Origin of the sequence: Frigoribacterium sp. CFBP 8754, from assembly GCF_014841815.1 — a bacterium.
GTDB classification, from domain to species: domain Bacteria; phylum Actinomycetota; class Actinomycetes; order Actinomycetales; family Microbacteriaceae; genus Frigoribacterium; species Frigoribacterium endophyticum.
Map to the genome: position 1 here is coordinate 593,040 of NZ_JACYUO010000002.1, position 19,617 is coordinate 612,656.

The 19,617-nt window shown below is 75.9% G+C and carries 15 protein-coding genes; 7 read left to right on the plus strand and 8 right to left on the minus strand.

Annotated features, from left to right (window positions below; all coding sequences use genetic code 11):
* Positions 1-60: 60 nt before the first annotated feature.
* The 6 genes from IFT72_RS09210 to IFT72_RS09235 all read right to left on the minus strand — a co-directional run bounded on the left by IFT72_RS09210 (position 61) and on the right by IFT72_RS09235 (position 9,066).
* Positions 61-486: a DoxX family membrane protein gene (locus tag IFT72_RS09210; protein WP_192046210.1), complete on the minus strand. Its 426-nt coding sequence runs from the start codon at positions 484-486 to the stop codon at positions 61-63.
* Positions 483-2,243 carry an MDR family MFS transporter gene (locus tag IFT72_RS09215; RefSeq protein ID WP_192046211.1) on the minus strand — a complete coding sequence of 587 codons (1,761 nt, stop codon included), beginning with the start codon at positions 2,241-2,243 and terminating at the stop codon, positions 483-485. The genes IFT72_RS09210 and IFT72_RS09215 overlap by 4 nt, the downstream gene beginning before the upstream one ends.
* The gene (locus tag IFT72_RS09220; RefSeq protein ID WP_192046212.1) at positions 2,240-2,941 is read right to left on the minus strand and encodes a TetR/AcrR family transcriptional regulator; all 702 of its coding nucleotides are present in this window, start codon (positions 2,939-2,941) and stop codon (positions 2,240-2,242) included. Before IFT72_RS09220 ends, IFT72_RS09215 begins: the two co-directional genes overlap by 4 nt.
* Positions 2,942-3,151: 210 nt before the next feature.
* A complete protein-coding gene (locus tag IFT72_RS09225) occupies positions 3,152-5,740 on the minus strand; it encodes an MMPL family transporter (protein WP_192046213.1) in 2,589 nt (862 codons plus the stop codon).
* Positions 5,741-5,889: 149 nt separating this feature from the next.
* Positions 5,890-6,552, minus strand: a complete 663-nt coding sequence (locus IFT72_RS09230) for a TetR/AcrR family transcriptional regulator (RefSeq protein ID WP_056056879.1) — start codon at positions 6,550-6,552, stop codon at positions 5,890-5,892.
* An 84-nt stretch (positions 6,553-6,636) separates the two neighbouring features.
* Entirely contained in the window at positions 6,637-9,066 is a 2,430-nt protein-coding gene (locus IFT72_RS09235) for an excinuclease ABC subunit UvrA (protein ID WP_192046214.1), read from the minus strand.
* A 240-nt stretch (positions 9,067-9,306) separates the two neighbouring features.
* On the opposite strand from IFT72_RS09235, the gene IFT72_RS09240 reads away from it, so the two are divergent.
* Entirely contained in the window at positions 9,307-10,527 is a 1,221-nt protein-coding gene (locus tag IFT72_RS09240; protein ID WP_192046215.1) for a GDSL-type esterase/lipase family protein, read from the plus strand.
* Here the strand turns inward: IFT72_RS09240 and tatA are convergent.
* Positions 10,524-10,760, minus strand: coding sequence for a twin-arginine translocase TatA/TatE family subunit (gene tatA / locus IFT72_RS09245; protein ID WP_192046216.1), 237 nt, complete (start codon positions 10,758-10,760; stop codon positions 10,524-10,526). The two genes, IFT72_RS09240 and tatA, sit on opposite strands and share 4 nt — an antisense overlap.
* Positions 10,761-11,003: 243 nt before the next feature.
* Between tatA and IFT72_RS09250 the strand changes: the two genes are divergently transcribed.
* A complete protein-coding gene (locus IFT72_RS09250) occupies positions 11,004-13,613 on the plus strand; it encodes a LuxR family transcriptional regulator (RefSeq protein ID WP_192046217.1) in 2,610 nt (869 codons plus the stop codon).
* Here the strand turns inward: IFT72_RS09250 and IFT72_RS09255 are convergent.
* A complete protein-coding gene (locus IFT72_RS09255) occupies positions 13,610-14,002 on the minus strand; it encodes a PqqD family protein (protein WP_192046218.1) in 393 nt (130 codons plus the stop codon). The genes IFT72_RS09250 and IFT72_RS09255 overlap by 4 nt on opposite strands.
* Positions 14,003-14,131: 129 nt before the next feature.
* On the opposite strand from IFT72_RS09255, the gene IFT72_RS09260 reads away from it, so the two are divergent.
* From IFT72_RS09260 to IFT72_RS09280, 5 genes are read left to right on the plus strand one after another with little or no spacing between them, the layout of a single operon-like run.
* The gene (locus IFT72_RS09260; protein WP_192046219.1) at positions 14,132-14,824 is read left to right on the plus strand and encodes a hypothetical protein; all 693 of its coding nucleotides are present in this window, start codon (positions 14,132-14,134) and stop codon (positions 14,822-14,824) included.
* On the plus strand, positions 14,821-16,038 hold the full coding sequence (locus IFT72_RS16630; protein WP_192046220.1) for an LCP family protein: 1,218 nt from the start codon (positions 14,821-14,823) through the stop codon (positions 16,036-16,038). The genes IFT72_RS09260 and IFT72_RS16630 overlap by 4 nt, the downstream gene beginning before the upstream one ends.
* Positions 16,035-17,630: a sugar transferase gene (locus IFT72_RS09270; RefSeq protein WP_192046221.1), complete on the plus strand. Its 1,596-nt coding sequence runs from the start codon at positions 16,035-16,037 to the stop codon at positions 17,628-17,630. The genes IFT72_RS16630 and IFT72_RS09270 overlap by 4 nt, the downstream gene beginning before the upstream one ends.
* Entirely contained in the window at positions 17,630-18,424 is a 795-nt protein-coding gene (locus tag IFT72_RS09275; RefSeq protein ID WP_192046222.1) for a WecB/TagA/CpsF family glycosyltransferase, read from the plus strand. Before IFT72_RS09270 ends, IFT72_RS09275 begins: the two co-directional genes overlap by 1 nt.
* Positions 18,421-19,494, plus strand: coding sequence for a glycosyltransferase family A protein (locus tag IFT72_RS09280; protein ID WP_192046223.1), 1,074 nt, complete (start codon positions 18,421-18,423; stop codon positions 19,492-19,494). The genes IFT72_RS09275 and IFT72_RS09280 overlap by 4 nt, the downstream gene beginning before the upstream one ends.
* Positions 19,495-19,617 lie beyond the last annotated feature (123 nt).

A 19,617-nucleotide genomic window follows, 5' to 3' on the forward strand; every position in this document is an offset into this window, starting at 1 on the left:
CCCGCCCCGCCTGGGTGCGGGAGGAGGGGCGCGGGGCGGAGCGCGGGAGGCGCGGTGCGGCTAGCGGCGGCGCTTCCGGTCGCGCCAGGCTCCGGTCGACCAGAGCGCCCAGGCGATCAGCAGCGGCTGGCCGAGCAGGCGCAGGCCGCGCTTGGTGTCGGTGTCGAGCCCGAACGCGTCGCGGTGGTGGATGAGCTGCGCGATGTTGCCGGGGAAGATCAGCGTGAAGAAGATCGCGGCGACCCAGCCGACCGTGACGCGACGGCCGCGCAGGGCGATCAGCGCGGCGCCGAGCGAGATCTCGGCGACGCCCGAGGCGAGCACCGTGACGTCCTCGCTGAGCGGGACGAACTCGGGCACCTGCGCGCGGAAGTCCTCGCGGCCGAAGGTGAGGTGGCTGGTGCCGGCGAAGACCAGCGCGGAGCCGAGCAGCACCCGGCCGATCGTGCGGGGCACCGAGGTGCGGGGGAGCTTGCGCGAGGTCATGGTCGGTCCGTTCGGTCGGTGCGGGGGGAGTCGGGGTGCGGGTCGGTGTCGCCCACGGCGCCGTCGAGCGGGGCGACGGGCGCGCCGGTGGCGACGGCGGCGGCGGTGGCGGTCTCGCCGGCGGCGGACGTGGCGGCGGGCGCCCCTGCGGTGCGGCCCCGCGCCTCCGCCTCGAGCCGGTCGGCCTCCTCGCCCGTGACGGCCTCACCGCGGGCGACCATGCCGGCCACGTCGCTGAGGGCGATCTGCGGCAGGAAGAGCGCGAGCACGAACGCCACGGCGATGAACGGGATGAGGTAGGCGAAGACCGGCGCCAGCGCGTCGGCGTAGCCCTCGACGACCTGGCGACGGATCGCCTCGGGCAGCTCGTTCAGGGCCGCGGGGTCGAGGGTCGCCGTCGACTGCGCGGCGTCGCCCGCCGAGGCCCCGGCGCCGGTGAAGACGCTGGTGAGGTTCTCGGTGAGGCGGCTCGTGAAGAGCGCCCCGAAGATGGCGACGCCGAGCGCGGCGCCCACCTCGCGGAAGTAGTTGTTCGTGCTGGTCGCGGTGCCGACGTTCGCGGCGTCGACCGAGTTCTGCACGACGAGCACGACGACCTGCATGATCAGGCCGAGGCCCGCGCCGAAGACCAGCAGGAACACGCAGATCAGCCACAGGGGGGTGTCGGCCGTGAGCGTCGTGAAGAGCGCCATCGCGATGCCGGTGAGCACCGTGCCGACGATGGGGAACATCTTGTAGCGACCGGTCTTCGTGATCAGGTTGCCCGAGATGATCGAGGTGCCGATGAGGCCCGCCATCATCGGCAGCAGCAGCAGGCCGGAGACCGCCGCGGAGGCGCCCGACGACATCTGCAGGAAGGTCGGCACGAACGCGATGGCCGAGAACATGCCGATCCCGAGCACGAAGCCGACGGCCGTGGCGAGCACGAACACGCGGTTGCGGAAGAACGAGAGGGGGATGATCGGGTCGTCGGCCCGCGACTCGACGAGCACGAAGAGGCTGACCGCGACGAGCACGCCGGCGCCCCACAGCCAGGTCTCGGGAGCGCCCCAGCCGTGGTCGGCCTGCCCGCCGAACTCGGTGAAGAAGATGAGGCAGGTGGTGGCCGCCGAGAGCAGCACGACGCCGAGCCAGTCGACCTTCTTCGTGGCCTTCTTGCTGGGCAGGGTCAGGGCCATCCAGGCGATGACGAACGCGGCGACCCCGACGGGCACGTTGATGTAGAACGCCCACTGCCAGGTGAGGTGGTCGACGAAGAAGCCGCCGAGCAGGGGGCCGCCGATGGCCGACAGGCCGAAGACGGCGCCGAGCGGGCCGAGGTACTTGCCGCGCTCGGAGGCGGGCACGATGTCGGCGATGATCGCCTGCGACAGGATCATCAGCCCGCCGCCGCCGAGGCCCTGGATCGCCCGGAAGACGACGAACATCCAGAAGTCGGTGGCGAAGGCGCAGCCGATGCTCGCGAGGGTGAAGATCGCGATGGCGACGAGGAAGAGGCTGCGCCGGCCGAGCACGTCGCCGAACTTGCCGTAGATCGGCATGACGATGGTCGTCGCGAGCAGGTAGGCCGTGGTGATCCAGGCCTGGTGCTCGACGCCGCCGAGCTCGCCGACGATGGTCGGCATGGCCGTGGAGACGATCGTCTGGTCGAGGCTCGACAGCAGCATGCCGGAGATCAGCGCGCCGAAGATGATCCAGATGCGCCTCTGGGTGAGCAGGAAGGGGGCGTCGGCCCGCTTCTCGGTGGTGGTCGTCATGCGGGTCGAGGCGCCTCTCGGTCGGTGGTGCGGAGCGGGGGTGTCACGGGGGCGGCGCCGGCGGCCAGCAGCTCGCGGGCGAGCCGCAGCTGCTCGGTGAGCACCGCGTCGAAGCGCTGGGCCTGGTCGCCCTGAGCGGTGAAGAAGACGGCCATCGAGCGCTGCGCGAGGCCGGTCATCAGGGTCACGACGACGTCGACGCGGGGGTCGGAGACGTCGAGGCCCTCGTGCGCGGCCACGGCGGCGGCGATGCGCCGCTGCTGCTCGTCGCCCTGGCGCATCACGCTGCCGAGCAGGCGCGGCTCGCGGTCGAGCGCGGCCTTGAACTCGGCGGCGCGGGCGCGGGTGAGGCCGACGTGCTGGATCCGCTCGACGAGCATCGCCGACAGGTCGTCGAAGGTCGTGGCGAACGGCGGCAGCGCCGGGTCGCGGCGGGTCGCGGCGTAGGCCTCCAGCGGCTCGTCGTCGTCGTCGAGGGCGATGCCCACGACCACGTCGTCCTTCGAGGCGAAGTGGTTGAAGAAGGTGCGGCGCGAGATGCCGACCGTCGTGCAGAGCTCGTCGATCGTGAAGCCGGCCAGGCCCTCCGCGGCGGTGAGCCGACGGGCCTCGGCCACGAGCTCCGAGCGCACGCGCAGCCGCCGGAGCGCGGCCTTGCCGAGCGCCTCGGGGCCGCTCTCGATCGTGCTGTCGGTCACGGGTGCCTCCTCTCGGTCGTCGCGGTGCGGGCCGGCGACGTCGCCGAGGGCGGGTTGCCCGACGAAGAGAATTGCACCCTGGGAAGCAGAGTGCAACTCTCAGCAGCTGAGAGATCGCCGAGACGGCCCGGCCACGCAGAGGAGGCGCGGTGCCGGTCAGACCGGCACCGTGCCTCCCACGGTCGCTCCCCCGCGCTCGCGGGGCCCGGGCTAGGCCCGGTGCGCGCCGTCGCCGTCGTGCGACGTCGCCGTCACCGGCGCGTCGACCTCGGCGTCGGCCGCGACGTGCGAGTGGTGCTCGTCGGCCGTGTGCGCCGCCGCCGGGTGCGAGCGCTCGAGCGAGGCGCCCTCCACGTCGACGTCGGGCAGGACGCGGTCGAGCCACTTGGGGATCCACCACGCGGCGTCGCCGAGCAGGTGCATCACGGCCGGGATCAGCAGCAGGCGGACGACGAACGCGTCGACGAGCACACCGAGCGCGAGGCCGAGGCCGATCGACTGGATCATCACCGAGTTCGAGAAGACGAAGCCGGAGAAGACCGCGGTCATGATCAGGGCCGCCGCGATGACGACCGTCCGCCCGGCGTGCACGCCGCGCTGGACGGCGAGGCGGGCCGGGGCACCGTGCGCGAACGACTCGCGCATGCCGCTGACGAGGAAGAGCTGGTAGTCCATCGCGAGCCCGAAGAGCACGCCGACCATCAGGATCGGCAGGAAGCTCAGGATGGGCCCCGGGTCGTGCACGCCGAAGACCGGCGCGAGCCAGCCCCACTGGAACACCGCGGTGACGCCGCCGAAGGCCGCGAACAGCGACAGCACGAAGCCGAGCGTCGCCGTGATCGGCACGAGGATCGACCGGAACACGAAGATCAGGATGATCAGCGACAGCCCGACGACCACGAGCAGGTAGAGCGGCAGCGCCGAGGCGAGCTTCTCGCTGACGTCGATGTTGCCCGAGGCGTTGCCCGCGACGCCGAGCGCGGAGACGCCCTCGACGTCGAGCCCGCGGAGGTCGCGGACGAGCTGCTCGGTCGACTCGCTCGACGGGCCGCCCTGCGGGATCACCTGGAAGGCGAGGGTGCGGTCGTCGTCCGAGGCGCCGATCGGGGCCACCGCCACGACGTCGTCCTCGCCCTTGATCTCGGTGCCGATGCGCACCTGCTCGGCGACGAGGTCGTCCTCCGAGACGGCCTGGTCGAGGTCGGCGACGACGATCAGCGGGCCGTTGACGCCGGCGCCGAACTTGTCGTCGATCAGCTTGTACGCCGTGTAAGCGCTCGAGTCGACGGGCTCCGACGAGCCGGCCGGCAGGCCGAGGCGCATCGACAGCGCGGGGATCGCGACGATCAGCAGCACGGCGACGCCGGCGACCAGCGTGAGCACGGCACGGCCGGTGCGCATCGGCGAGGTGGGCACCTTCACCGGGCCGGTCTGGCCGACGCGGGCGCGCACCTTCTTGGTGAGGATGCGCATGCCGACCAGGCGCAGCAGCGCCGGGGTGAGCGTGACGGCGATGAGGATGGCGACGAAGACGCAGACCGCGCCGACGGTGCCCATCAGGCCGAGGAAGGGGATGCCCGTGAGGTTCAGCGCCAGGAGGGCGATGAGCACGGTCGAGCCGGCGAAGACGACGGCGTTGCCCGAGGTGCCGTTGGCGAGCCCGATCGACTCCTCGAGGGGCACCCAGTCGCGCAGTTGCTGCCGGTGGCGGTTGAGGATGAAGAGCGAGTAGTCGATGCCGACCGCGAGGCCGAGCATCACGCCCAGCACGGGGGTGACCGACAGCATCTCGACGGTGCCCGAGAGGGCGAGCGAGGCGAGCACGCCGACGCCGACGCCGATCAGGGCGTTGACGAGCGGCAGGCCGGCGCCGATGAGGGTGCCGAGCATGACGAAGAGCACGATCGCGGCGATGACGACGCCGCCGACCTCGCCCGGGCCCAGGATCTCGGGGATGCTCGCGGCGATGTCGTTCGACACCTCGACGTCGACGCCGGCGATGTCGGCGCCCTGCATCTCCTCCACGAGGGCGTCCTTCGACTCCGTGGTCACGAGGTTGAGGGCCTTGTCGAACTGGATGCTGGCGACCGCGGTCGTCTCGTCCTTCGAGACCTGGCGGATCTCCTCCGCGAGGGCGAGCAGGTCGGCGCCGTCCTCCAGGGTGGCCGACTGCGTCTCGAGCTCGGTGCGGCTGGCGTCGAGCGTGGCCTGCTGCTCGTCGATCTGCTGCTGGCCCGCGGTGATCTGGGCCTGCTGCGCGTCGAGCTGCGCCTGGGCGGCGGCGAGCTGGCCCGCGGCCTCGGCCTGGGCCCTCGCCGCGTCCAGCTGCTGCTGGCCGGCGGTCAGCTGCGCCTGCGCGGCGTCGATCTGCGCCTGCCCGGCCTCGAGCTGCGCCGTGCCCGCGTCGATCTGGGCGCGCCCGTCGGTGACCTTCTGCGCCTGCTCCGCGAGCTGCGCCTGGGTGTCGAAGGGGTTCGTGGTGCCCTTGACGTCGTCGAGCTCCTCCGTGCGGGTGAGCAGGTCGGCGATCTCGGTCTTCTGCTCGTCGGTGAACGCCGAGTCGTCGGAGGTGGTGAAGACCACCGAGCCCGAGCCGCCGCTCGCCGCCGGGAACTTCTCCGAGAGCTCGTCGCTCACCGCCTGGGTCGCGGTGCCGGGGATGCTGACGGCGGAGGTCAGCGTGCCGCCGAACAGCGCGAAGGCGCCGCCGGCGAGGCCGAGCACGACGACCCACGCCACGATCACCAGCCAGGCGCGTCGGGCCGCGAGGCGGCCGAGTCGGTAGAGCAGTGTCGCCATGGTGGTGGTCCTCCAGGTGGGGCGGTGGTGGCCGTGCGGTGGTGGCCGGGGTGCGGTGGGCCTCGCGTCGTCGGGAGGAGGGGCGGAGCAGCCGGGGTGCGGCGGGTCGGGGGGCGCCGGGTCGGGGCGCCGGGGGCGGTCGGTGCGGGTCAGGGCCCGTCGGGGCCGCGGGCCGCCGGGTAGCCCGTGCGCACCGTCTCGACCAGCCGGTCGAGCAGCTCGCCCCAGACCGCCCGCGACGCGTCGTCGAGCGCGCCGTCGGTGCGGCGCACCCAGTGCACAGCGATCACGGCGATGCCGTGCATCAGCGAGCTGACGAGCAGCTCGACGTCGAGGTCGTCGACCTCGGAGCTTCGGCGGGCCGCGTCGGCCGAGAGGTGCTCGGTCGCCCGCGAGAAGACGTCCTGCATGACGTTCGGCTCGCCCGGCCCCTCGCTGCCGCCCTCGAGCACGCGCCAGAGGTAGGCGATCACGGCCGGCAGGTCGATGCTGCGGAGGGCGAGCGTGACCTCGTCGAACAGGGAGGCGCGGGTGAGCACCGCGGCGGGGGTCGCCACGGCCGCGGTGGCGGTCTGGAACTCCTCGACGGCGTTCGTGATGGCGACGGTGCCGAGGGTCAGCACCACCTGGTCGAGGCCGGAGAAGTGGTTGAAGATCGTGCGGCGCGACACGTCGGCGCGCTCGGCGAGCTCGTCGACGCTGAACCTCGGGGCGCCCCGCTCGGCGATGAGGGCGTCGGCCGCGTCGAGGATCGCCTGCCGGTGCCGCGCCTTGAGGGCGGCACGTCGGTCGAGGGCGGGAGCGGCGGTCACGGTGATTACACTAAGTGCACCCACGCACTCGGTGCACCCTGCTCTGGGCGCATTCCCAGGCCCCCCCTGAGCCCCGGGCCGTCGTCAGGGCCGGAGCCGCCGCGCGAGGTACGGCGCCGTCCGGCTCGCCGTGCTCGCCGCGACCTCGCGCGGGGTGCCGCTCGCGACGACCTGCCCGCCCGCGTCGCCGCCGCCCGGGCCGAGGTCGATCACGTGGTCGGCCGCCGCGACGACGTCCATCGCGTGCTCGACGAGCACCACGGTGCCGCCGGCGTCGACGAGCCGCTGCAGCTGGGCGACGAGCAGCTCGACGTCGGCCGGGTGCAGCCCCGTCGTCGGCTCGTCGAGGAGGTACAGCGTGTGGCCTCCGCGGGCGCGCTGCAGCTCGGTCGCCAGCTTGATGCGCTGCGCCTCGCCGCCCGACAGCTCGGGGGCCGGCTGCCCGAGCCGCAGGTAGCCGAGGCCCACCTGCCGCAGGGCCTCGAGCGCCCGGGCGGCGGCGGGCACCTCGGCGAGGAAGCCCGCGGCCTCCTCGACGGTCATGCCGAGCACGTCGGCGACCGTGGCGCCGTGCCAGGTGACCTCGAGCGTCTCGGGCGCGTAGCGCGACCCGTGGCACTCCGGGCACGGCGCGTACGAGCCGGGCAGGAAGAGCAGCTCGACCGAGACCGACCCCTCGCCCTGGCAGACCTCGCACCGGCCACCGACGACGTTGAACGAGAAGCGGCCGGCGCCCCAGCCCCGGGCCCGCGCCTCGTCGGTGGCCGCGAAGGAGGCGCGGACCGCGTCGAAGAGGCCGGTGTACGTCGCGAGGTTCGACCGCGGGGTCCGCCCGATCGGCTTCTGGTCGACCTGCACGACGCGGTCGACGCCGGGGTGCTCGACCGCGCGCTCGGCGACGACGTGGCCGACGAGGGTCGACTTGCCGGAGCCGGAGACGCCCGTGACCGCGGTCAGCACGCCGAGGGGCACGTCGACGTCGAGCGCTCGGAGGTTGTGCCGCGTGACGTCGCGGAGCTCCAGCCACGCGGCCGGCGTACGCGGCTCGCGGGGGGCGGGGCGCGCCTCCTCGGCTCCCAGGAAGCGGCGGGTCACCGACGCCTCGACGTCGGCCAGCCCGGCGACCGGGCCGCTGTAGAGCACCTCGCCGCCGCCGGCCCCGGCGGCGGGCCCGACGTCGACGACCCAGTCGGCGCGGCGCACGACGTCCATGTCGTGCTCGACGACGAAGACGCTGTTGCCGCTCGCGACGAGCTGCTCGAGCACCTCGACGAGGGGCTCGGCGTCGGCCGGGTGCAGCCCCGCGCTCGGCTCGTCGAGCACGTAGACGACGCCGAACAGGCCCGAGCGCAGCTGCGTCGCGATGCGCAGGCGCTGCATCTCGCCGGGCGAGAGCGTCGGGGTGGCCCGGCCGAGGCTGAGGTAGCCGAGGCCGAGCTCGGTCAGCACCTCGACCCGCGCGAGCAGGTCGCGGCTGATCGCGACCGCGACCTCGGTGCGCTCGCCCGACGACGCCCGCGACGTCGCGACGCCGGCGTCGGTGATCGCCGCGATCGGCCGCAGCAGCTCGGCGACCTCGGTGAGCGGCAGCGCGTTCAGCTCGGCGACCGTGCGGCCCGCGACCGTCACCGCGAGCGCCGCCCGGGTGAGGCCGGTGCCGCCGCAGAGCGAGCACGGCCCCGACTCGACGAACTGCAGCACCTTCGTGCGCTGCGTCTCGCTCTGCGAGTCGGCGAGGGTGTGCAGCACGAACTGCCGCGCGCTCCAGAAGCGGCCCTTGTACGGCTTGGCGACGCGGTCGCGCTGGGGCTGCACCTCGACCACCGGCTGCTCCTCGGTGAAGAGCAGCCAGTCGCGGTCCTCCCGCGACAGCTCCCGCCACGGCCGGTCGATGTCGTAGCCCAGCACGGCGGTGACGTCGCGGAGGTTCTTGCCCTGCCAGGCGCCCGGCCACGCCGCGATCGCGCCGTCGCGGATGCTCAGCGACGGGTCACGGACGGCGGAGGCCTCGGTCACCTCGTGCGCCACCCCGAGGCCGTGGCAGCGCGGGCACGCGCCGGCCACGGTGTTCGGCGAGAACGAGTCGGACTCGAGGCGGTCGGCCCCCTCGGGGTAGGTGCCCGCTCGCGACCACAGCATGCGGACGGAGTTCGACAGCGTCGTGACCGTGCCGACCGACGAGCGCGAGCTGGGCGCGCCGCGGCGCTGCTGCAGCGCGACGGCCGGCGGCAGGCCCGTGATCGAGTCGACCCGGGGCGTCGACCCCTGCGCGATCAGCCGGCGGGCGTAGGGGGCCACCGACTCGAGGAACCTCCGCTGCGCCTCGGCGAACACGGTGCCGAAGGCGAGCGACGACTTGCCCGAGCCGGAGACCCCGGTGAACGCGACGATGCGGTCGCGGGGCACGTCGACGTCGACGGCCCGCAGGTTGTTCTCGCGGGCGCCCCGCACCCGCACGAAGCCGTCGACCGGGTCGGGGGCGGACGAGGAGGCGCGGGTGCGGTCGGCAGGCATCCGGTCGATGGTAGGCGGCCGGTCCGCGGCGGGGCCGGGGAGACTCCCGGGCAGACCACCTTGTCTGCCCGGGCGCGCGTGGCTAGCGTGGGGGGACGACGCCCGAGGCGTCGGGCACGAGGCAGCACCGCTGCACACCGACTCGTCGCCGGCGACACCGGATCAGGGAGACAGCACGATGGGCGAGACGACGCAGGGCGGCTCGGGGCGCACGAGGGCGCGCGGCGCCGGGGCGACGTCGTGAACCCGGCCGGGCGCCTCCTCCTCTCCCCCGCCCTCGCGGCCCGGTACGCCTGGCTCTGCGCGCGGTCGACGACGACGCCGCGGCCCCGCGACGTGCCCTTCGGCGCCGGGGCGGGCCTCGACCCCGACCGGGTCCTCATCGTGGGCGCCGGCCCCGCCGTCGGCTGGGGCACGAGCTCGCACTCCGTCGCGCTCCCGGGCCGGCTCGCGCGGCGCCTGGCCCGCCGCACCGGCCGGGGCTCGCACGTCGCGGCCCTCGCCGACCCGACGCACCGGGTGCCGTCGCTGCACACCGTGCTCGGCGACGCCTTCCTCGAGAACTGGGACGTCGTGGTGGTGACGCTCGGGGCCGCCGAGGCGATGACCCTGCGGTCGCCCCGCGCCTGCGCCCGCGACCTCGACGGCCTCGTGTCGGCCCTGCTCGAGCGCACGAGGCCGTGCGCGAGGGTGGTCGTCGCCTCCACTCCCCTGGCCGACGCGCTGGGCACGTTCGGCGTGCAGCCGACGGCGCTCGCCGAGCGCCACTCGGCCCTGCTGGCCGAGGTCTCGGCGGGGGTCTGCGCCGAGCACGCCCGGGTCACCCACCTGACGCTGCCGGGAGGGGGAGGCGCGGAGCCCGTCGACGACGACCGGTCGCCGGGGCGCGCGGAGGCCACCGCCGAGCTCTACGAGACCTGGGCGGAGGCGCTCAGCGAGCACGTCGCGCCCCTGCTGCACGCCCAGCGGGCGCGCATCGACTCGCCGCAGCGGGCCCGGAGCCGCCCGCAGCCCGAGCCGACGCGGCTCGAGGCGATCGCCGCGTCGGGCGTCGTGCAGCCCGAGCCGGAGGCGGCCTTCCAGCAGATCACCGACCAGGCCAGGGCCCTGTTCGAGACCGACGGCGCCGCGTTCAACCTCGTGCTCGACGACCACCAGTGGAACGTCGTGAGCACCCTCGGCTCGAGCACGGCCGTGCCGCTCAGCGAGTCGTTCTGCGCGACGACGGTCGACGCCGACGAGCCCTTCGTCGTGGCGGACGCCTGGCAGACGACCCTGACGGTGCCCCGCAACGACATCCGGTTCTACGCCGGCTACCCGGTGCACACCGCGGAGGGCATCCGCATCGGGGCGCTCTGCGTCTTCGACCCGGAGCCCCGCGACGTGCGGGGCCTGCCGCTCGACGCCCTCCGCGAGCTGGCCCTCGACATCGAGCGGGAGCTCTGGCGCCGAGCCGCCTAGCGCGCCGGGTCGGCCGGGGCCGGCGCCGTGGTCGCGGGGGCGGCGGTCGCGGCCACCGTCGGGGCTGCCGCCGACGCCGCGTCGGCCTCGGCGCCCTTCTCGGTCTCCTTCTTGAAGATGCTGATCGACTGGCCGAGGCCCTTCGCGAGGGCCGGGAGCTTCGTCGAGCCGAAGAGCAGCAGGACGATGCCGAGGATGATCAGCAGGTGCATTCCGCCGAGGTTGGCGAGCATGGGGACTCCTTGGGTCGTGGGGCGCCCCGGAGGTCCCGGGTCGTGCCGCACCGTAGGCCGTGCCGGACGGTCGCCCGACGAGCCGGCCCCGTCGCCCTCGCCGAGGCGCCCCGCGATGCCACCCCCGCCTCCACCCCGCCGGTCACCCGGTCTCACGTCGGTGAGGAGGAGATCTCACCTCCGGCGTGATGAGTGTGATATTTTGTGTTCCTGCACTGGATATCTTCCACAGGAGAGGCCCCCATGTCACCCACGTCCACGCTCGCCGAGCACCGCTCCCCCGACCAGGGCCTCCGCGGTCGCCCCCGCACCCGCCGCCACGTGCTGCGCCGCGAGGGCGTCTCGGAGGCCCTCAGCCGTGCGGCGGAGGCCTCGGTCGTCGTGGTGCGGGGGCCCGCCGGCGTCGGCAAGACGACCGCGGTCGCGGCCTGGCTCGACGAGGCGCCCGTCAGGGGCGCCTGGTGGACGGTCCGGGGCGACCAGGCCGTCGCCGACGTCTGGGCCGGCGTGGCCCGCCTGCTCGACCCGGCCGCCGGCGACCTGGGCGGCGCCCCCCTGGCCGCGCTCGACGAGGCGCTCGGCGGCGCCGCCGGGCCGGTGACGGTCGTGCTCGACGACGTCGACCGCCTCGACGACCCGCGGCTCGCGGCCGACGTCGAGCGCCTCGTGCTGCGCCACGACCACCTCCACGTCGTGCTGGTCGGCCGGGTGCGGACGACCTTCGAGCGCGCCGCCGGCGCCGACCTCGACGTCGAGCTCGTCGCCCCCGACGTCTTCGAGCTCGACCGGGGCGAGGTCGCGGCGATGCTCACCGCCCGCGGGGTCTGCTTCGACGACGCCGCGCTCTCGCTCGTCGACGACGCGCTCGGCGGCTGGGCCGTCGCCGTGCAGCGCCTGGCCCACGAGCTGGCCCTGCAGCCGCGGCGCCTCTGGCGACGTCGGGACCTCGCCCCGCTGGTGGCCCGGCTCGAGGGCGAGCTGACCCGCGACGTGTCGACGGAGGCGGAGTCGCTGGTCGGGGCCGACGCGCTCCGGGCCGCCGCCGAGCTCCCCTTCCTCTCGCCCGAGCTGCTCGAGGCCGTCACCGGCGACCACGACGCCGCGGCCGAGCTGCTCGACGTCGTCGAGCGGTCGGGCGTCGGCGGGTGGACGGTCGTCGGCAGCACGCGGCACCTCGTGCTGGTGCCGGTCGTCCGTCGGGTCCTGCTCGAGCGCCGGGTCGACGAGGCCCAGCGGCAGGAGGCCCGGCGCGTGCAGGTGGCCGGTGCCCGCCAGCTGCTCGACGACGGCGACGCCCGGGAGGCCCTGGGGCTCGCGGCCGCGGCCCACGACTGGCCCCTGCTCGGCGAGGTGCTCGAGCGGCACCACGCCGAGCTGACCCGCGACCACGCCGACGAGGTCCTGTCCGTGCTCGAGACCGTGCCGGAGGCGTCGCTGCGCGCCGACCCGTGGCTGCTCTGCCTGCTCGGCAAGCTCTCGGCGTTCCGCGGTCGCAGCTGGCTGGCCGCCGCGGGCACCCTCGCCGCCGCCGACACGGCCGCGCGCGAGCTGCAGAAGGACGCGGGCCCCACCGGCGCCCTCCGGCTCGCCGCGGTGCGCATCGCGGCGCTGCGGCGGGCGGGCAGCGTCGGGAGGGCCGCGGCCCTCGCCCGACGCACCCGCGAGTCGATGGCCCAGCTCCGGGTGCCCCGCACCCCCGAGCTCGCGCGCCGACTGGCCGACGCCCACCTGCAGATCGGCCTCTCGCTCTTCCACGAGGGCGCGTACGACGAGGCGCTGCTCGAGTTCGGCGCGGTCGGCCGCCTCGACGAGGCGACCGACCCGGTGCGCCTGCGGGCCCTCGGCACCGCAGCCCTCGTCCACGCCCTCGACGGCCGGCTGGGCGAGGCGCGGGCGCTCGTCGTCGCGGCGGAGGGCGACGAGCGCTGGTCGGACTGGCGGCACACGGTCTGGGCGCTGCCCGCCCACCTCGCGGCCGGCGTCGCCGCGCTCGACGCGGGCGACGACCGGGAGGCCCGGCGCCGCATCCGCACGGCGGCGAGCATGCCGGCCTCGGTGGAGGAGTGGCCCGTCGTCGCCTGGCTGACGGCCCTGCGGCACCTGGCCCACGGCGACGGGGCCACCGGCTTCAGCGTCGTCCGCGACGCGGAGGCCGCGCACCCGCAGGGCGTCGCGAGCAACCACCTGCACGGGCTCCTGACCGCCCTGAAGTCCGACTTCCTCCTGCTCTCGAAGCAGGCGCGCTCGGCCCTCGGCGCCCTGCGGCCCTTCGTCGACGGCCGCGAGTCGGTCGCCGGGGCGCACGCCCGCGCGCTGCTCTTCGCGGGCGCGGCGGCCGACGCCCGGGTCGTGGCCGACCGCATGGTCTGGCGGGGCCGGCTCGCGCCCCGCCCGCAGCTCGAGCTGCAGCTCGTCCGGGCGGTCGCCAGCGGCCGGGTCGGCGACCTCGACGTCGCGCGGACGGCGCTCGAGCAGGCCGTCTCGGTGTCGGCCCGCCACGACCTCCGCCTGCCGTGGTGGCTCGTCCCCGCCGAGGAGCTCCGCTCCCTCGCCCGGCAGACGGGCGTCGACCTCGACCCCGTGCTCGCCGACGCTCCCCGCATCTACTCGAGCGGCCTCACCGTGCCGAAGCTCACGCGACGCGAGGCCGTCGTGCTCGCGCAGCTGCGCGGCGCCGGCTCCGTCGAGGACATCGCCCGCACCCTCGGGGTCTCCCACAACACCGTCAAGAGCCAGGTGCGGAGCCTCTACCGCAAGCTCGGCGTGAGCACCCGGCCGGCGGCCCTGCGCGTCGCCTACGAGTGGCGGCTCCTGGCCCCCGTGAGCCGCGAGCAGGCGGCCACGGCCTCCTAGGCCCGCTCCGCCCGCTCGACCAGCCCCTCGGCCAGCAGCTGGTCGACGAAGGCCGCGACCTGCTCACGCACCGCCGCGGGGTCGGCCCCGGGGTTGTCGGCGAGCGACGCGTCGACGAGGTCGTCGACCGCGGCGACGCCGTCGAGCCGCGCCCAGAGCTCCGCCGCCGTGCCCTCGAGCCGGCGGAGCGCGCTGCGGTCGAGCTGGGCCACGACGAGCGCGTCGCCGTCACGGGCGACCGCCACGCGCGGTGACACGCGGACGACGAGGCGGCCGTCGACCGTGGGGGCTCCGCGGCGGGCGGGGCCGCCGGAGGCTCCGGGGCCGTCGGCGGCCGGGGCGACGCGCCCCTCGCCGGGCCCTCGGCCGGTCCCCTCGCCGTCGGTCATCCGGCCATCCTCCCACGGCGGACCGGCCGCGGCACCCGGGGTGTCATGCGACATGTCACCCCGGTGAAGGGCGGGGTGACATCTCGGGGGCCGCGGCCCGTCGCGACGCCCGACCCGCGCCTCCCGGGGGTGACGGCGCTGCCTACGGTGCACGCCTCTGACACCGACCCCGAGGAGCTGATCACGGTGCCACGCCCCGAGACCCGACCCGCCGCCCACCGCCTGCCCTGGGCCACCGCGACCGAGCCCGCCGAGCCCGCCCGGGCGGACGGCCCCTTCGAGATCGTCGTCGTCTGCCGGGCCAACGAGGCCCGGTCGCCGTTGATCGAGAGACTGCTCGGCGCGGAGCTCGAGCGCCTCGCCCCCGGCGACTTCCGGGTCACGAGCTGCGGCACCCGGGCCCGGGTCGGCGCCGGCGCCGCGCACGGCACCCTCGAGCTGCTCCGGTCGCACGGCATCGACGCGGCCGACCACCGTGCCCGGCAGCTGACCCCGGCCGAGCTCGACGACGTCGACCTCGTCGTCACGGCGGAGCGGAGCCACTCCGACCGCGTGCTCGACCTCGCGCCCGGACTCCTCAAGCGCACCTTCACCTTCCTCGAGCTGGCCGGCCTCGCCGTGCACGCCGAGACCGGGGCCCTCCAGGGCCGGGCGTTCGTCGAGCGGGCCGCCGCCCTCCGCGCCGGCCTCGCCGACGTCGACGGCCACCGCGCCGACCTCGACGACCCGGTCTCGACGGTGCCGGGGGCCTTCGAGCTGCTCGACCTGCGCACGCAGGACGCGGTGTTCGTCATCGCCCGGGCCCTCGCGGGTGCGTCGTGACCGGCACCGTGCCGCCCCGCGACGAGGCCGCCCCGGTGACCGACGGCCTGGCGCTCGTCTTCCCGGAGAACGCCGGGGAGCCCGTGTCGCTGCCGCCCCGGCGGCGGCGCAGCCACCAGCCGCACGCGTCGTCCTCCCGCCCGGGGCCTCGCGGCTCCGGAGGCTCCCGCAGCACCGCGGGCTCCCGGGCCGAGGCCCGGCCCGGCCGACGGTCTCCCCGGAGCCCCCGTCGCCGACGCGCCCTCCGCCGCCTGTCCGCCGTGCTCGTCGTCCTCGTCGGGCTGCCGCTGCTGGCCGGCGCCCTCGTGCAGCTCGGCTGGCGGTCGGGCGTGACCACCTTCGAGGCCGATCCCTTCCCGTCCGGCAGCCGACCCGCGCCTCCGGCCGACGGGGCCCTCAACGTGCTGCTCATCGGCTCCGACAGCCGCGACGGCGACCTCGACCCGGTCGACGAGGCCGGGCCCACGGGCCAGCGCTCCGACACGATGATGCTCGTCAACGTCTCCGGCGACCGCCGCGAGGTGACCGTGGTCTCGATCATGCGCGACCTCTGGGTCGACGTGCCGGGCCACGGCGAGGCGAAGGTCAACGCGGCCTACGCCTGGGGCGGCGCGCCGCTGCTCGTGCAGACGGTCGAGCAGCTGCTCGACACCCGCGTGGCCCACGTGGCCCTGGTCGACTTCGAGGGCTTCGCGTCGATGTCGACGGCGCTCGGCGGCGTCGAGGTCGACTCCCCCGTCGCGTTCAGCAGCCGCAACGTGCCGGGCCACGACTTCGCCGCCGGCCCGAACGTCGTCGCCGGCGAGCGGGCCCTGGCCTTCGTCCGCGAGCGGTACGCGTTCGCCGACGCCGACCACCAGCGCGTGCGCAACCAGCAGGCGTTCCTCCGCGGCGTCATCGACGGGCTGCTCCGCGACGGCCTCGCCGACCCCGGTCGCCTGGCCTCGTTCGTCAGCACGACGACCCGCTGGGTGACGGTCGACGCGGGGCTCGGCCCCGCCGAGACGACCCGCCTCGGCTACGAGCTGCGCGGCGTCCGGGCCGACGACGTCGCCTTCTTCACCCTCCCCACCGCCGGCGGCGGCGTGCGGGGCGGCGGCCAGTCCGTCGTCCTGCCCGACGAGGCGGCGACGACCGCCGTCTCCGCCGCCATCGCCGACGACGACCTGCGCCGCTGGAGCGACGCGGCAGACCTCACCCCGGAGCGACCATGACCAGCACCCTCCCGGGCCCGACCACCACGGGCCCCGCCACGACCGACCCGGCCGCCACGGGCCGGGCCCGACCCGCCGAGCGACCGGCCGTCCGCCCCGCCAGCCGGCCCGCCGAGCGCCCCGACGACCGCGCCGACGACCGCACCCCGCCCCGGGGGCCGGCACCGCGACTCCCCCGACGTGCGCTGCCCGTCGTCCCGATGGCCGTCACCGAGGCGGCCGCCCTGCTCGTCGCGACGTCCGCCGCGCAGCTCGCCTGGTTCGGGCGCGGCCCCCAGGGGCTCGCGATCGGCGACGGCGGCGTGGGCTACGGCACCGTCTCGGTCGCGCTCACGGCGGCCTGGACGCTGCTCCTCCTCGTCGCCCGGGCCGACGTCCGGCCCGACGACCTCTTCGCGAGCGGCGCCGCGGCGTTCCGCGACCTGCTGCGCGCGACGGTGGTCGTCGCGGTCGGCGTGAGCCTCTTCTCCGCGGCGACGCAGACGCAGATCTCCCGCGGCTGGCTGCTCGTCGCCGTGCCCGCCGGGCTGGCCGTGCTGCTGCTGAACCGGCTCGCGTGGCGGGCGCACGTCCGGTCGCTGCGGGCCGCTCGGCGCCTCGGCACGCGCACCGTGGTCGTCGGCACGGCCGCCGGCGTGGCCGGCCTCCGCCACGTGCTCGCCCGTGACTCGTCGTCGGGGCTGGACGTGGTCGCGGAGGTCGTCCTGGACGACCTCGACGACGCCCCGGTGGCCCACGTCGCCCGCACCGCCGAGCTCGTCTCGCTCGTCGAGCGACGGCTGGCCGCCGAGGGAGCCGAGGGCGTCGTCGTCGTCGGCAGCGGGCTCGTCGGCGACGAGTTCGTGCGCCGCCTCTCGTGGGCCCTCGAGGGCACCGACGTGCAGCTGATCGTGTCACCGCAGGTCGGCCCGGTGTCGAGCCGGCGCCTGCAGCCCGTCGCCGTCGGCGGGCACCAGCTCATCCGCGTCGACCGGGTCCAGCTCGGCGGGCGCCAGTCGGTGCTCAAGCGCCTGATGGACGTCGCGCTCTCCGCCGTGGGCCTCGTGGCCCTCGCGCCGCTCCTCGCCGGGGTGGCCGCGGCGATCCGCCTGACCTCGCCCGGCCCCGCGGTGTTCCGCCAGACCCGCGTCGGCGTCGACGGCGCCGAGTTCACCCTCTACAAGTTCCGCAGCATGGTGACCGGGGCCGACGCCCTCGTCACGGCCCTCGTCTCCGACGACGACGACGCCCGCGGCCCGCTCTTCAAGATGCGCGACGACCCCCGGGTCACGCGGGTCGGCCGCGTCATCCGCCGGTTCTCGATCGACGAGCTGCCGCAGCTGGTCAACGTGCTGCGGGGCGACATGAGCCTCGTGGGACCCCGCCCGCCGCTGCCGCGCGAGGTCGCGGCCTACGACCGCACGGCCCACCGTCGCCTGCTCACCCGCCCCGGCCTGACCGGAGCGTGGCAGGTCAGCGGCCGCGCCGACCTCGACTGGGAGGAGGGGCTCGTCATCGACCTCCTCTACGTCGAGAACTGGACCCTCTCGGGCGACCTCGCCATCCTCGGCCGCACCGTCGGCGCCGTCCTCCGAGCACGGGGGGCCTACTGATGTCGCTCCTCACCGCGCCCCTGCTGCGCGTCGGCGCCCGGGGCACGCACCTCGACGGGCAGCCGCTCTTCCGGGGCGGCCCCGACGAGCTCCTCGACGAGATGGAGGCGCTGGTCGCCTCGGGCGGCCGCCACCTGGTCATGACCCCGAACGTCGACCAGGTGCTGGCCCTCCGCACCGACCCGCGCACCGCCGCCGCGCACCGTGCCGCCTCCCTGCGGATCGCCGACGGCGCCCCCCTCGTCGGCCTCGCCCGTCTGCTCGGCGACCAGCGCATCCAGCGGCTCACGGGCGCCGACCTCCTCGGCGACGTCGTCGCCCGGGCGGCGCGGAACGGCTGGCGCGTCGCGATCGTCGGGGGCGCCGCGGGCGTCAGCGACGACGCGGCGGCCAGGCTGAGGGCGTCGTCGCCGGGCGTCCGGCTCGTCACCGTGCCCTTCCCGTTCGTGCGCTCGGTCGACGACGCCGGGTGCCGAGCCGTCGCCGACGCACTGCGCGTCGAGCGGCCCGACGTCGTCTTCGTCTGCCTCGGCTCGCCGAAGCAGGAGGCCTGGTTCCTCGAGTGGCGCGACCGCCTCCCCCCGGGCGTCTACGTCGGCGCCGGCGCCGCCGTCGAGTTCGCGGCGGGCACCCGGGCGCGTGCCCCGCGCCTCGTGCAGCGCCTCGGCGGCGAGTGGCTCTGGCGGCTCGCCCAGGAGCCGCGCCGCCTGGCGCACCGCTACCTCGTGCGCGGCCCGGCCTTCGTCGGCGTCGTGCTGGGCTCGCTCCTCGCGGCCCGCGGGCGGCGCTCGTGAGCGCGCCCCGGGTCACCGTCGTCTCGGCCGTGCACCGGCCGGGCGCCCACCTGCCCGCCTTCCTCGCCCGGCTCGACGGCTGCCTCGCCGAGGGCGCGCAGGTCATCGTCGTCGACGACGCCTCCGGCGACGGCACCGGGGAGGCGCTGGTCACGTGGGCCGCGTCGCGCCCGTCCGCCGTCGTGGTCGTCGCCGACGAGAACGCGGGCGTCGCCCGCAGCCGGAACCGGGCGCTCCGTCACGCCGTCGGCGACTTCGTGTGGTTCGTCGACCACGACGACGAGTGGGAGGACGACGCGCTCGCCGTCCTCACCGCCGCCACGGGCGACGACGACGGCGACCCCGTCGACGTCGTCTGGTGCCGGGCCGACCACCGACGGGCGGCCGGGGTGCCCGGCAAGGTCGTCGACGGCCTCGTGGAGCGCCGGACGGTGACCGGCGACGTCGCCCTCGCGCTCCTCCTCGACCGACAGGTCGACGGGTTCCTCTGGTCGAAGCTGCTGCGACGCCGGCTGCTCGGCGACGCGCCCTTCCCCGAGCTGACGTCGCAGAGCGACGTCGCGGGGGCGGCGGCGGTGCTGGCCCGCGCCTCCCGGGTGCGGTTCGTGCCCGAGGTGCTCTACCACTGGACCCACCGCCCGGGGTCGATCACGCGGGTCTCGACGCCGCGTCTCGCCAACCTCGAGCGGGCCCACGACCTCGTGCTCGCGGCGGCCGGGGCGCGGGGCGGCGCGGCCGCCGACGAGCGCGTGCGCCAGCGCTTCACCACGACCTTCCTCTGCCTGGCGCTCGTCGCCCTGCCCGTGCGCCTCGGCGCCCCCGCGGCGGTGCGCCGCGACGGGCTCCGCCGGGCTCGACGGGCCCTCGGCGGCGTCGACCTCGGCGCCGTGCGACGACGCGACCCCCTGGCCTGGGGCGTGCTCCGGGGCGCCCTCGTGGCACCCGCCGCGACGACCGCGGCGCTCCGCGTGCTGTACGCCGCGCACGACGCGCGGGGCCGGGCCCGGCTCCGCTCCGGGCTCCGGCGCGGGCCCGCCGCGCCGGCACGCCGCGCGGTCCACCCGGGGTGAGACCCGGGGTGAAAGCCCCGTCGGCCCCGGTGCCCGTCTGCCCCGTGCCCCCGGGGATCGGCGCGCGGCCAGCCCCCGGAGCCCCTCGCCACGCGCGGTAGGAACGACCCGGCGCCCGCCTCC